The organism is Pseudomonas sp. LB3P58 (assembly GCF_054897895.1).
Map to the genome: position 1 here is coordinate 1828478 of NZ_JBUBVE010000001.1, position 13762 is coordinate 1842239.

9 protein-coding genes are annotated in these 13762 nt (G+C 59.7%); 3 read left to right on the plus strand and 6 right to left on the minus strand.

Translation table 11 applies throughout. The features are described 5' to 3' along the window. Positions 1-199 precede the first annotated feature (199 nt). The 6 genes from ACYZTZ_RS08540 to ACYZTZ_RS08565 form a co-directional block, all read right to left on the minus strand. Positions 200-583: a hypothetical protein gene (locus ACYZTZ_RS08540; protein ID WP_461997827.1), complete on the minus strand. Its 384-nt coding sequence runs from the start codon at positions 581-583 to the stop codon at positions 200-202. After that, complete coding sequence (locus tag ACYZTZ_RS08545) at positions 583-1908, minus strand: hypothetical protein (RefSeq protein ID WP_461997828.1); 1326 nt, start codon at positions 1906-1908, stop codon at positions 583-585. The genes ACYZTZ_RS08540 and ACYZTZ_RS08545 overlap by 1 nt, the downstream gene beginning before the upstream one ends. A 459-nt stretch (positions 1909-2367) precedes the next feature. Continuing rightward, complete coding sequence (locus tag ACYZTZ_RS08550; RefSeq protein WP_461997829.1) at positions 2368-3747, minus strand: curlin; 1380 nt, start codon at positions 3745-3747, stop codon at positions 2368-2370. 27 nt (positions 3748-3774) lie between these two features. Further along, positions 3775-4236, minus strand: coding sequence for a curlin (locus ACYZTZ_RS08555; protein ID WP_461997830.1), 462 nt, complete (start codon positions 4234-4236; stop codon positions 3775-3777). 60 nt (positions 4237-4296) lie between these two features. Continuing rightward, the gene (locus tag ACYZTZ_RS08560; protein ID WP_461997831.1) at positions 4297-6540 is read right to left on the minus strand and encodes an Ig-like domain-containing protein; all 2244 of its coding nucleotides are present in this window, start codon (positions 6538-6540) and stop codon (positions 4297-4299) included. Positions 6541-6575: 35 nt separating this feature from the next. Beyond that, on the minus strand, positions 6576-7922 hold the full coding sequence (locus tag ACYZTZ_RS08565) for a hypothetical protein (RefSeq protein ID WP_461997832.1): 1347 nt from the start codon (positions 7920-7922) through the stop codon (positions 6576-6578). 282 nt (positions 7923-8204) lie between these two features. Between ACYZTZ_RS08565 and ACYZTZ_RS08570 the strand changes: the two genes are divergently transcribed. The 3 genes from ACYZTZ_RS08570 to ACYZTZ_RS08580 all read left to right on the plus strand — a co-directional run bounded on the left by ACYZTZ_RS08570 (position 8205) and on the right by ACYZTZ_RS08580 (position 13693). Then, positions 8205-9653 carry a sensor histidine kinase gene (locus ACYZTZ_RS08570; RefSeq protein ID WP_461997833.1) on the plus strand — a complete coding sequence of 483 codons (1449 nt, stop codon included), beginning with the start codon at positions 8205-8207 and terminating at the stop codon, positions 9651-9653. A gap of 192 nt (positions 9654-9845) precedes the next feature. After that, on the plus strand, positions 9846-12653 hold the full coding sequence (locus ACYZTZ_RS08575; RefSeq protein ID WP_461997834.1) for a multicopper oxidase domain-containing protein: 2808 nt from the start codon (positions 9846-9848) through the stop codon (positions 12651-12653). Positions 12654-12670: 17 nt separating this feature from the next. Further along, positions 12671-13693 (plus strand): SCO family protein, encoded by a 1023-nt coding sequence (locus tag ACYZTZ_RS08580; RefSeq protein ID WP_442965810.1) that lies wholly within the window; start codon positions 12671-12673, stop codon positions 13691-13693. Positions 13694-13762 lie beyond the last annotated feature (69 nt).

Sequence of the window (13762 nt, forward strand, 5' to 3'; positions counted from 1 at the left end):
ACAGTCGACCTGTTTCTTACAGATGTACTCGGTTCAACTGTGGGAGCTGGCTTGCCTGCGATGGCGGCCTGATAGCCGACCTATCTCACACAGGGTGTACGCCCAGTAGCCCAGTGGCCAAAGCGCTACCAAACCGAAGAATGAACAGGCAGTAAATCTCAGAGACTCGTATTGGGTCGTAGAATTAGCTGCTGGTTCTTCATTTGAGCAGGCCGGTGTATTTTCCATATAACCAAAGAACCACCACCGCCCCTGTAACGAAATAGGCAATATGAAATGGATACGCTGCCCAGCGCTTAAGCCTTTTAGGCAACCGTTTCACTTCTTCAACTGATAAGGGTTCCTGGCGCTGAATTTTTTTAGACGAGATTAAAGCGCTGATTGCGGCCAGACGAAAAATTCTTCCATGATGCCCCGTGCCCCACGTGAGGCGGTTGACGCCTATGGAATCCAGTTGTTTGAAATGCTTTTCCAGCGCTTCGAGTTTTGTGTGAGCAGCATAAAAAATGATAGCTACGTCGAAAAGACTCAGCAGGATAAGCGCTCCCCAGACCCAGGCGAGTGTTGTTCTAGTGAGTTCCATTATTCAGAATGCTCATAGAGTTCTTGCCCAATCAGTTCGCTGCCGTCGGTCATCAGCGTTCCGGTTCCGGTGGCGCCTACCGCGCCGGCAACGAGTACACAAACGAGTTTTCCGAGTCCTTTTACTTTTGCACACACAGCGGTGCCTATTTTCGAGCCTGCTGCACCCCCGGCGACAGCTCCAGCTGTACCGCCCACCATTTTTGCGCCCTCAACAAATTTCATTTGCTTGCATTCATCCTCGCGACCAGTCGTGCATACCTCATGAATTTTTAAACTGGATGCGCCTAACTGCAGACCAATCCCGACATAACCACCGGCTTTCATATATTTTGCCGCTCGTGAGACACCCTCAATGTTCGTTGCGTACCCAGGCAACTGTGTTGGTGCCCCAGCCTTGTCCCAACGATGAATCGTTCTGCGAGTTGATAACCCCAAGGCTCGCTTGAGTTTTGGGTGATCCGCAATGCCGGTGCCTTTGCGTACGAGTGACCCAAGGCTGGCATCAAGCTTCGCCATAAGTCGTTTACGCTTGGAAAAAAACTCTGGCGAATGCAGATTGCGGTACTGGCGATATTGTTGCTGATGCAGCTCCTCCAGTTCTTTGAGGGCATTTTTCAAGCCCTCCAGATGCTGCCCAATCATGAACGACGCCACACCCAACGATCCCGCCGACACTTCCAGAAACGGCTCAATCACCTCATGGTGCTCAACCATGAACGACGCCTCTTCATCACTCAGATCCTTGAGCGCGTCATTGACCTTCTGCGCAGCGATCATCATCTGCGCCTCTTCACGCCGGCACATGTAGTGCCGTGAATCGCTGAAGATCACCATTTGCCCCGGTTTCACCCTTTCGCCGAGATGGCGATTGAGCGAACGAAATTCGCGACGTAGCGCATCGCTTGGCGAGCTCTCGTACAGTGAGCGTTCCAGGGACTCAAGGCTCATGGGCCGTTCAACAATGTGAAAGCCCGACTCCGCCGGTTTGGGCTGCGTGAAGGCGTGATCTTCGACCAGATGTTGCGCCGGTGGTGGCTCGGGCTTGGTCTTGAAACCGTTCCATGAAGCGCCACCGTTATCTGGATTCGCGCGAGGCGCAACCATTACCCAATCACCGTTGCTCACAGCGTTGATCAGTTTTTGCTGGTGGGTGGCCTGCATGTAGTTGGAGTGGTTGGCACCTACGGCATTCAGCAGGTCGTCGAAGCCTTGCAAGTCATACGGGTAGTTAAGGGCTTGGCGAAGGGCGTCGATGGCTTGATGGCTTTCGAGTACCTGCCCGCGCTGGTTGGCGAGTTGGTGTTGGGGGATGAGTTTGGTCACGCTTGTCGCCCAGTCCTTGGAAACGGGGCACTTTGGCGATCGGGCTCAGGGGTGGATGCCGGGAGATTCTGTATGTCTTGTAGGGGAAGTCCGAGTTTTTTGCGGTGTTTGGGGGAGGGTGGTTTGTCAGTAGGTTATTGGCTTGCCTGCGATTGCGGCCTGACAGCCGGCCAGTCTCTTGCAGATGTACCCAATACCCCTGTGGGAGCGAGCCTGCTCGCGATAGCGGTGGGTCCGCCACCATCAAGGTTGAATGGCACACCGCTATCGCGAGCAGGCTCGCTCCCACATTTGATCTTCATGGGACACAATTTTTGTGAACGACGAAAATCCACTGTGGGAGCGAGCCAGCTCCGGGCGGTGTTCCGACGATGGCGGCTTCATAGCAGATGCATTTCCATCAGGCATAAAAAAAACTGCGACCCTCCACCCAGGACCGCAGTTTTTTACGCCCTGCGATTATTGCTGCAGCACAGTCGCCTTGTTGTCAGCACCCAGCTGCTGCACCGTCGCAGTCTGGGTCATGCCACTCTGAGTGACGCTGGCAATGTTGCCGGTGCCGCCCTGAGTGACGTAGGCCACGTTCATGGTGCCGGACTGGTCGAAGTTGGTGGTGTTGCCGATGCCGGTGCTGCTGCCCTGGGCCAGGTTGGTGGTGCCGCGCTGGTCGGCGATGAGGATGTTGTCGCTGCCATTCTGGTCGAAGTACAGCTCGTTGTAGTTTTCGGCCTGTTTGACCGTGGTTTTGTTGCCGTAGCCTGTCTGATTGGTGGTCATCACGTGGCCGATGCCGTCCTGTTTGAAACTGGCGGTGTTGTTGGTGCCGTTCTGGTTGACGGTTGCACGTTGGTTGCTGCCGAACTGGCCACCCTTTTCCGGGCCTTTCCAGTCGCTGGCGTAGACCTTGTTACCGCTGCCCACGGAGGTGGCGTTCAGCACATGGCTATCGCCCTTCTGGTAGGTGAAGTGCACGTTGTTGGTGCCTTGTTGGTATAGCGCCAGGGTCGAGCCGACGGATTCGAACTGGTCGGCGTAGATCGCGTTGAGGTCGCCGACTTGCAGCACCTGGGCGACGTTGTTTTCGCCAAAGCTTTGGTCGACCACGGTCTCGTTGGTTTTCCCGTACTGGTTGACGGTGGCCTCGCTGGCGGTTTGCCCGCCTTGCCAGACTTCGGCGCCGTTGAAGTCGCCGAACTGGTTGATGGTCACGGTGCCGCCGTTGCCGTCGCGCTGGTCGCCATAGGCGTAGTTGCCTTCGCCCGCCTGGTTGAGATTGATCTGGCCGCCCATGTGGGCGATCTGTTCGGCGGTGGCGTAGTTGGCGGTGCCGTACTGGATGATCACTGCGTTGTTGGCCGTGCCCAGTTGGATCTGTTCGATGTTGGCCTCGTTGCTGTCACCAAACTGGAAGGTCTGACCTTGGGTGCCTTCCTGAGTGTCCTGATAAATGAACGAGAAGTTACCGGTGCCGTGCTGTTGTTGCAGCGCTTCGTTGCCGCCCACGCCTATCGACTGGCTGGCGTGGCTGGTGTTGGAACTGCCGACCTGTTGCTGGGTGATGGTGCTGCCGTTTTCGAACAGTTGCTCGGCGTAACCGGCGTTGTAGTCGCCGAGTTGATCCTGGGTGATGGTGCCGGTGGCGTTGTCTTGCACCGCTGCGGCGTCGTTGCCCTGGCCGACTTGTTGTTGGGTGGCGGTACTGTACGGGGCCGCGGTCTGTTTCACGTCGGCGATGTTGGCGGTACCGACCTGGTCCTGGGTGGAAACGCTGTCGTCGGCCATCGCCTGGGCACTGACTAGGACCAGGATGGTGGCGGTGAGGGGCGTCAGTTTGAACATGATGAAACCTCCATGTGGTGCAGTGCTTTAGCGGTATTGTTTGACCGAAACGCTCATGCCGTTTCCGGACTGGGTCACGGCGCTTGAAAGCCCCGTGCCGGCCTGGTCGATGCTGGCGTCGTTGTTGTTGCCGTTCTGGGAAATCTGCGCGCGGTTGTGACTGCCGTTTTGTGTGATTGAGGCGGCGTTGCCACTGCCTTGCTGGGTGATCATTGCCATCAGGTCGCTGCCTTGTTGCAGGATGTAGGCTTCCTGATGACTGCCCGACTGGACGATGGTGCCGAGCAGCGACTGACCGTTCTGTTGCAGCAGCGCCACGTTGGCCTGGCCGTTCTGGTCGATCAGCGCGTGCTGGCCAACCGGTGGCGGTAACTCTCCCAGATCGCCACCGGGACCCAGGTCATCGTTTTCCATCAAGTCATCGGCGCGCACACCCGCACTGCTGCAAAGCAGAAGCAGGCAGAGCAGGGCGGCGGTCGAGGTTTTCATGGCTGCGTCCTTTGCGAAGAGGCCGGCCCCACCCACCGAATCGGCGGGTGGGGCGAGGGCTCAGTTGGAGATCACCGAGACCGTGCGCACGGTGCCTTGGGACGAGGTGATGGTGGCTGTCGGGTTCGCCGATGGAATCACCGCAGTGGTGTTGTTCACCGTCAGCCTCCAGCGACCGGTCGCCGGTACCGTGGTGGTGCCCAGGGTTGCCAGCCCGGTCGGGGTGGAGACCTTGATGGTGATGGTGTTACCGGTGGTCACCGATGAGGTGCCTGCAAAGTCCCAGGTGAAGCGGTTGTTGGAGCGAGCCGACACCGTAGCCGTGGTCACCGTGAAGGTTTCCGCAGCAGGCCTTGGCGAGACTTGCACGGTGACCGTGGCCGGTGTCGACAGGGCGCCGAAGCTGTCCCGGGCGATGTAGGTGAAGGTCGTGGTGAAGGCCGTCGTGACCGTGGCCGGTGGGGTGTAGGTGATCACTGTGCCGTTACTGCTGACGGTGCCGCGACCTGCCGGTGGTTGGGTGAAGCTGGCGACTGCCAACGGCACGTTGCCTTCCGGATCGGTGTCGTTGGCCAACACGTTGATCGGTATCGCCACGCCCAGGGTCGCGACGGCGTCGGCGACTGCCACCGGTGGCCGGTTAGGCGCCACGGTGATGGTCACGGTCGCTGGGGTAGTCGAAGCCAGGCCTTTGATGTCTTGAGCCTTGTAGGTGAAGGTCGTGGTTAACGGCACAGTGACCACGGCGGGCGGGGTGTAGACCACCGCAGTCGTGCCGCTCAACGCCACGGTGCCTTGGCCTGCGGCCGGTTGGGTCAGCGCAGTGATGCTCAGCGGCGTGTTGCCGTCCGGGTCTCTGTCGTTGGCCAGCAGGTTGAGGGTGATGGGCACGCCGAAGCTGGTGCTGCCGGTGTCGGCCACGGACAGTGGCGCCTGGTTCTCACCGGCATCCGGTGCAGAACCCACCACGACGACAGGCTCGGTGTCACTGCCGCCGGCGGCGGATTTGACCGTCACAGTGGCGGGTGGCTGGGACAGATCGGCGACGGTGATTTTTTGCAGGGTGCCGGTTTTCGACAGACGTCCGTAACCCTGCGCGACCATGTCTGGCACCGCCACTTCGTCAGTGGACGTGGCCTCGATCAGCAGGCTGTGATTGCTCCAGTTGTAGCGAGCAGTCTGGATTTTCACCAGGTCAACGAGCTTGCTCGAGACCGCCGTAGGGCGGGTGGTGCCGGCCGGGTTGGTGGCGGTGAGCACCACGACCGGAGGCACGGGGCCGCTGAGCAGGCGTTGGCCGAAGTACAACCCGGTGCCGTCACCCACCATATTGGTCAGGCATGGCGTAGGCGGTGGGCCTGGCACAAGGGCGAGGGTTTCGCGGAAGCACAATGTAGAGCTGTTGTCCGCTTTGCCAAAAATTTCGACCCGGGTGCTGGTACCGGTGCCCGAGGCGATGCGACGGTAGGTTGCACGGCTAAGGTCGACATGGGTTTGCGCACGATTGTCGAGGACTTTGCCGGCCAGCGTGAACAGGTTGCTTTGGATCGTCCCGGCCGGGCCCTGGATGCGCACAAAGTTGGTGTTGTTGGGGCTGCCGGTGACTTGTTCGGTGAGGTTCGGGTCGCCGACGAAGGTTTCGATTGCGCCGGTGTCCGGGTTCACTTCGGTGTAGGGGCCGTTGACGCTGCGCAGGAATGGCCCGATAGCACCGCTCAATGCCCCGTTGAAAACTCCCGGCACACCGACGCCGATGTCTCTGGTGATGTTGATTGCACGACGACCGGGGGTGGTGACTTTGACCGTTTCCACGCCATAAGGGTGAGTGATGGTGTAGGTCCCGGCGACGGGCACGTTTATCCGCATACGAATCCGCGCAAAGCTGATTTGATCGCCATCGAGCGGATTTCCGCCGGCAAAAGCGGCTTCTATCCCGGCCACGTAGGCGTCCATTCCATAACCAGCGGCGTTGTTGGGAATGTTGGTCTCGGCGAGGAACCAGAAGGCTTCGTCTGGCCAGTTATCCGGGAACACCATCGGCAGGGTGTCGTCGAAAATGCCCGGTGCCGGCAGCAGGGTACACATGTAGGCCGGTGGCGTGGCAGCCGGCACCCGCGAGCTGGCGGCCCGGGACTGGCACAGTTCCATCGACAGCAGATTGTTGTCCTGGTACCACATCGGGAATTTCCCGGTGGCAAAGGTATAAGGACCGGGGTCGACAGCAGCGAGTTGCGCGAATGCACTGCCGGACAGCGATAGAGTCAGTCCCAGTGCGTTGAGCGCCAGGCGTGGCCAATTGTTCATGATGCCTCCTGATGAGGATCTGGGCATGTGAGCGTTCATTGCACGATGACCACTTCTTCGGTGTCGCTGCCGCCATTGGATGACGTCACTCGAACCTTGGCAGGTGGTATCGGCGAGATGCCGGTGGCCAGGGATTTCACTGCGCCATCGCCACTGAGTGCGCCAATGGCGACACCTGTGCCAGAGGTGGCAGTGAGCACCGGTGGCGAAGTTTCGTCGCTGGTCGAGGCCACGACCGTTATTTGCCCGGTGCTGAGGCTGTATTCGGCACGTGAAATCACCACCAGGTCCGTCAGGGGCATGGGTAAGGTGGTCGGTGTGCTGCTAGCGATGGCCAAGTGGTTGTCGGCGGTCACTTGCAAAGTGCTTGGCAAGCTCGGGTTGGTCGAAGACTGCGCATACCAGTTGCCGGTGGTGTTGGCCTCGGTAAGGTTCAACACCGGGTTGTTGCTGTCCAGCGTCACTTTGGCCGGTGGCGGCGGGGCCAGGACGAACACGTCTTGCTGGGCCACCGGAGCGCTGGCGCCGGGTTTACGCGAGTAGGTGCTGCGCTGGGTGATCATTGGCGTCGGCCGTGCCATTGTCGCCAACTTGCCGGAGATGGCCATCACCGCAGTGCGCAAATCCAGCCCGTTGGGTCCTTCAATGCGGATGTAGTTGGTATTGAAAGGGCTGCCGGTGAAGGCCTCCTCCAGGTTCGGGTCGCCGACGAATTGCTCGGCTGAACCGGTGACCGGATTGGTCTCGGTATAGGGGCCATTGACGCTGCGCAGGAACGGCCCGACATCGCCCTTCAGGGCACCGTCGTAGGTTTTCGGCACGCCGATGCCGATGTCCCGGGTCATGTTGATCGCCCGCCGCCCGGGGGTGTCGACGTTGAAGACATCGACGCCGTAGGGGTGGGTGATGACGTAGGTGCCCGCGGTCGGTACATCGATACGTATGCGGATGCGGGCGAAGCTGATCTGGTCACCTTCGATTGGGTCGCCACCGCTGAAGGCCGCTTCAACGGCGCTGACATAGGTCAGGTCGATACCTCGGGCTGCGTCGACGATGGTGCCGTCGCCGGTGAACCAGAACGCCTCATCCGGGAAATTGCTCGGGAAGACGAGCGGTTGCGTGTCGTCGAAGATCCCGGGCGCCGGCAGCAAGTTGCACATGTACGTCGGTGCGCCCGGTGCGCTGGGCACTCGCGAGCTGACGGCCTTGGACAGGCAAAGCTCGAGGGTTCGACCGTGAGTGTCCTGATACCAGGCGGCGAACGAGCCGTTGGCTGGCACGTAGGGGCCTGGGTCGACGGCAAACAACGCCGCATGGGCGACGCCTTGGGCCAGTGCGCTAACGACCAGGGCGGCCGCGGTTTTGGACAGTAAAGGGTGCATGAGTTAAGCCCTCTATATCGGAATGCCTGCCCCATGGAGACGGGCCAGTTGAGAGGGGGTCGGCAACTTCCATACCAACCGGCGAAAACGGCCGGCAGAGGCCCGAGTCACGGGCGTGTCACTCACAAACGGCATCGGAACGCGGTTTTTGGGCGCGGGCCACTGTCCCCAGGATTGGGGGTAGATGGGGATAAGGAAGAAGTGGGGGGACGAGACCCAACGTCGGGCAAACAGCCGTTAGTGGGCTATAACCCTATAGGGGGAATCGTCGGGAACACGTCCATGGACATGCCTACTCAAACACTCCAGGCCGAGGGAGGTGATATTCGCCTGAGCTCGCGCAAGCAGCCGTTCAATTTACTGCGCTGGTTTTCGCTCATCAGCCTGGCGGTGATTGGCACGGTGGCGGTGGCGTTGGGGGCGGTGTCCACCCGGTTCGTGATTGCCGAAAGCGTGCAACGCGATGCGTTGTTGACGTCCCAGTTCATTCAGGCAATTGCCTTGGTCGAGGTACGCCACGGTTCGATTCCCAGCGGGCGGACCATGGGCGAGCTGCTCGATCCGCGTAAAGACAAGGGCTTTTCCGACGTCGACCCGCTGGCCCGCGCCATTGTCCGGGGCGAATTTCTCGACCATATCGAACACTTGCCGGACGTGATTCTGGCCAACATCTATGCCCCCGACCGCATGGTGATCTGGTCGACCAACCCGGCGTTAATGGGCACCACGATCCACGCCGACGAAGACCTGGAGCAAGCCTTTGCTTCCAGAATTCCTGTGTCGGCCAGTTATCACGATGTGGACAAGAGCCGCTTGGAACAGAAGTTCGTGACGCCTCCGGAATACATCTTCATCGAGAACTACATTCCGTTGTTCGATGCCAACGGCGACAAAGTCACGGCGATGGTCGAGATCTACAAGGAGCCCAAGGACTTGATCAGCCGCATGGAGCGCGGCCTGGTGTTGATCTGGCTGGCCACTGCACTGGGCGGCGGGCTGATTTACCTGGGGCTGTACTGGATCGTGCGCCGGGCGGCCATTTTGCTGGCGGCGCAACAAAAGCAACTGATCACCAACGAAACCTTTGTCGTCCTGGGCGAGATGTCGTCGGCGGTCGCCCACAGTTTGCGTAATCCGCTGGCGACCATCCGTTCAAGCGCCGAACTGGCGCTGGAGTTCGACAGCGGCCCGGCTCACAAGAACATCAACGACATCATCGGCCAAGTGGATCGCATGACGAAGTGGGTGAGGGAGCTGCTGCAATCCTTGCGTCCGCTCAACGATGACGCCGAGCCTGTCAATCTGGTGGCGGCGCTGCATGACAGCCTGATGGCCTTCGAGCATCAAATCACCAAAGCCTCGGTCCACGTGGTGTTCGACCCGAAGCTGACGCCCATGGTCCTGAGCCAGCAGGTGCAGTTGACGCAGATCCTCAACAGTTTGCTGGCCAATGCACTGGAAGCCATGGACAAGCGCGGCACGTTAACCATCACATTGGAGCCGACCGATTCCCGTGGCCTCAGCGTGGTGGTGAGCGACACCGGCAAAGGCATGAACGAAGAACAGCGCAGCATGGCCTTTCGGCCGTTTTTCACCACCAAACAAGGTGGGCTGGGTGTCGGGCTGGTGCTGGTCAAGCGGATCATGGAGCGGTTTGGCGGTGCGGTGACCATGGAAAGCCGTGAAGGCGAGGGCACGAGTGTCCGTCTGTCGTTCAAATTGGTCCCCTGAAAACGGGTGTGAACTTTCCCCGTTAGCGGGTGTCATTCCCCAGTCGTTTCCCCGGTCATGGCACATTGATGTTGATAAGCCATTGTTTTGATGAATATTAATGCTTTCGTAAAAAACGCTTACAACTCTGGCGAGGTCCTTGCAAAACCCCCATTACCCCCTTCATGACTCATGACTTCGAGGCGGCTGGTGATGGACAGAAAAGCGCGGTACCCCTTCAAACGGTTTGGCCTCCTGACGCCTCTGAGCGTTCTTCTGACAATGACGCTGGGCACAACGACTCTGCGCGCCAGCCCCATCGATGATGAGCGACAGCCAGAACCTTCCGACCCCTCGGCTTACCAAGATGAAGCGGCTGACAAAGCGGCGGCATTGAACGCCATTTTGACCATGCCCGAGGCCAACAGAGATTCCTTCGATTTACCCGGTGGCGTCAAAGGCAGTAAAGACACCACGCGGGTGGAAAACATCCTGCCGCCGACGGTGCAGACCAGTTTCAACTACCCCTCCAATGGCAAGCCGAGCCCACTGTATGGCGCTCAGCCGTTCACTCAGCAGTTGGTGCTGTTCGAAGAATTCGGCCTGGAAAAACTCGACCCCACCACACCGGCGGCGCCATTGGGCTTCCCACCGGCAGCCATCGGCCCGTTGCCACAGCAGGACCCCACCAGTGCGGCCCGCAGTGCGCCGCCGAGTGCGGCACTCGACGCCTTTCTGCGTCAACCGGGGCTGACACCGTTCCCGAGTCTGTACTCCAACGTGATCGACCGTAACCCGTGGCAGAAGCAGATCGAATTTTTCCTCAACCGCCGTATCGGCTCCTCGGCTGAAGGCCGTCCGCCAGGAAAAGGCTGGTCACACCAGCGCTGGAACGAGTTTTACCCGCAGGCCGCCTACAAGACCGTGCAAACCGGCGCACGGTTGAATACCGGTTTGCGTGACAGTCGTCAGATGCACCGCTATGCCGTGGGCGAGTTTGGCCCGGGCGGCCTCTATCACAACGTGGCTGGCATACCGGCGACCGATGGCACCGCCAAGGGCGTCGATGCGCGTTTTCACCCGAAAATGCCGGTGCAGAACCACAACTCGGTCTGGACCTTTGACGGCACCTTGCCGCCAAAATTGCTGATGGTGCGTTACGGGCAACCCACGTTGATGCGTCATTACAACGGCTTGCCGATCGACCCGTCGGCGAATATGGGGTTCGGTTTGCACACCATCACCACCCACGAACACAACGGCCACACACCGGCGGAAAGCGACGGTTATGCCAATGCGTTTTTCTTCCCCGGGCAATTTTACGACTATCGCTGGCCGATCCAGTTGGCCGGCTACGACAGCATCAACACCAAGGCTGAAGACCCGCGTGCAGCCTTTCCGTGCTCGCCGGGCGAAACCCTGTGGACCAACGACCTCATCCCCAGCCGCAAGACCTGCAACAACGGCACGATCAAGATCCGCGGCGACTGGCGCGAAACCATGAGCACCCACTGGTTCCACGACCACATGCTCGATTTCACCGCGCAGAACGTCTACAAGGGCAACGCGGCAATGATGAACTACTACAGCGCCCTGGACCGCGGCAATGAATCGGTGAATGACGGCGTCAACCTGCGTTTTCCCAGTGGCAGCGCCTTGCCTTGGGGTAACCGCGACTACGATGTCAACCTGCTGTTTGCCGACAAGGCGTGGGACAAGAACGGTCAACTGTGGTTTAACCCGTTCAATACCGACGGCTTCCTCGGGGATCAGGTGCTGGTCAACTGGCAGTGGAAACCGATCCTGGATGTGCGCGCCCGCAGCTATCGGTTCCGCATGCTCAATGGCTCAGTGTCGCGCTTCTTCAAAATGGCGCTCGTGCGCGAGATCAAGGGCACCAGCGGGGAGTTCCAAGGACCTGCCGGGTCGGGAGTGTCGTATGCCCGCGTGCCGTTCCACATGATTGCCAACGACGGCAACATCATGGAACACAGCGTGCCGTTCGACGGCAGCATGGACCTGGATGCCGACGGCGATAAACAGAACCACAACGCGATCCTGCCAACCCTGGGCATCGCCGAACGTTTCGACATCATCGTCAACTTCTCGAAAAACGGGATCAAACCGGGTGACAAGCTGTTCTTCGTCAACCTGCTGGTGCACGAAGACGGCAAGGGCCCGGAAGAACCCGTCTCCCTGGCTGACGTGCTGTCCGAGAAATACAAGGCGATTATCAAGCAAACCAGCAAGGGGCCGAAGTGGGAGGACGGTGATCCGGCGGTAGGCAAGGTGTTGCAACTCAACGTCAAGGCGTACACCGGCCAGGACCTGGCCATGGACCCGGGCGCTTATGAACCGGCCAAACCGGGCAAGGCTGAAGGCCTGGTGATGATCCCGTTGAAGATCCATCGCGACAACGTCGCCGACAAGGCGCTGTTGGCCAAAGCCCGCCACCGCACCTTCACCTTCGGTCGTTCCGACGGCACCGATGAAGCACCGTGGACGGTCAAGACCGATGGCGGGTTCGGCTTCCACATGGACCCACGTCGCTTGAACACCTCGACCCAACTGGCCAGTGGCCCCACCGATGCCGGTGCCACCGGTTTCGGCACCCTGGAAGTGTGGAACATCAAGCTCGGCGGCGAGGGCTGGAGCCACCCGGTGCATGTGCACTTCGAGGAGGGGATCATCCTCAGTCGCGGCGGCAAGGTGCCACCGGAATGGGAAAAATGGGCACGCAAGGACGTGTATCGCATCGGCTCGGAAAAGGATGGCCTGGACAGCGTCGAGATGGCGATCAGCTTCCGCGAATTCGCCGGGACGTACATGGAGCACTGTCACAACACTCAGCATGAGGACAACTCCATGCTGCTGCGCTGGGACATTGAAAAACCGGGGCAATTCCAGCTGATGCCGACACCGCTGCCAAGTTGGGATGGTGTGCGCTACGTGAACTCCGCCGCGCTGCCAACCTTCCGCACTGGCGACGGCTTCGGCCCTAAAGTGGTGGTCAAACCATGAGCCGCGAGGGAGCCGACATGAAACTGCATACGCCGCGCTCCCGCGCCTTGGGCATGCACCTGGTGTTGATGCTGGTCACCTGCCTGCTGGCCAGTCGGGTGCTGGTGGCTCATGAAGCGGCTCCGTCGGTGTCAGCGTCACCGACGGAGTCGGCGACACCCTGGGGCGGCGATTACTTCCCCAACACCTTGCTGACCGATCAGAACGGTCGGCAGGTGCGTTTCTTTGATGACTTGATCAAGGACAAAGTGGTGGTGATCAATTTCATCTTCACGTCATGCAGCGACTCTTGCCCGCTGGAAACCGCGCGCTTGCGTCAGGTGCAGAAGTTGCTGGGGGACCGGGTCGGCCAGGACATTTTTTTCTACTCCATCAGCATTGATCCCTTGAGCGATACACCCGACGTGCTCAAGGCCTACGCACAACGCTTCAAGGTCGGACCGGGCTGGAAGTTTCTCACCGGGGAATTTGCCGATGTCACTGATCTGCGGAAAAAACTCGGGCTGTTTATCGAAGGCGTCGACAACGGTCGCAGCAAGGACCACAACCTGAGCCTGATCGTGGGTAACCAGGCCACGGGCCGCTGGATGAAAGCTTCACCTTTCGAAAATCCGTGGATTCTGGCCGATCAGTTGGCCAACACGCTGCACAACTGGAAACAGCCCAGCGTTGAAGAAAACTACGCAGATGCGCCCGAGATTCGTCCGCCGAGCAATGGCGAAGAACTGTTTCGCACCCGCTGCGCGTCGTGCCACAGCCTGGGTCCGATGGACGGGCAGGGCATCGGCATGCGCAGCATTGGCCCGGACCTGATCGGCGTCACTCGCCTGCGTGATCCGGCCTGGCTGAGTCGCTGGATTCGCGAACCGGACCGCATGCTGGCGGAAAAAGACCCGATCGCGATGGAGCTGTTTGAGCGTTTCGAAAAAATCCCCATGCCCAACCTGCGCCTGGATGAGAACGCGGCGCAGTCCATCGTGGGTTTTTTGCAGGAAGAAACCGATCGTCAGCAACCGCTACAGGCGGCACAAACGCAATAGCGGCTTAATCCTGTCATTAGGGCCGTCAGTTTCGATCAATGCCACCTACACTGATCCGAACCGCGGCTG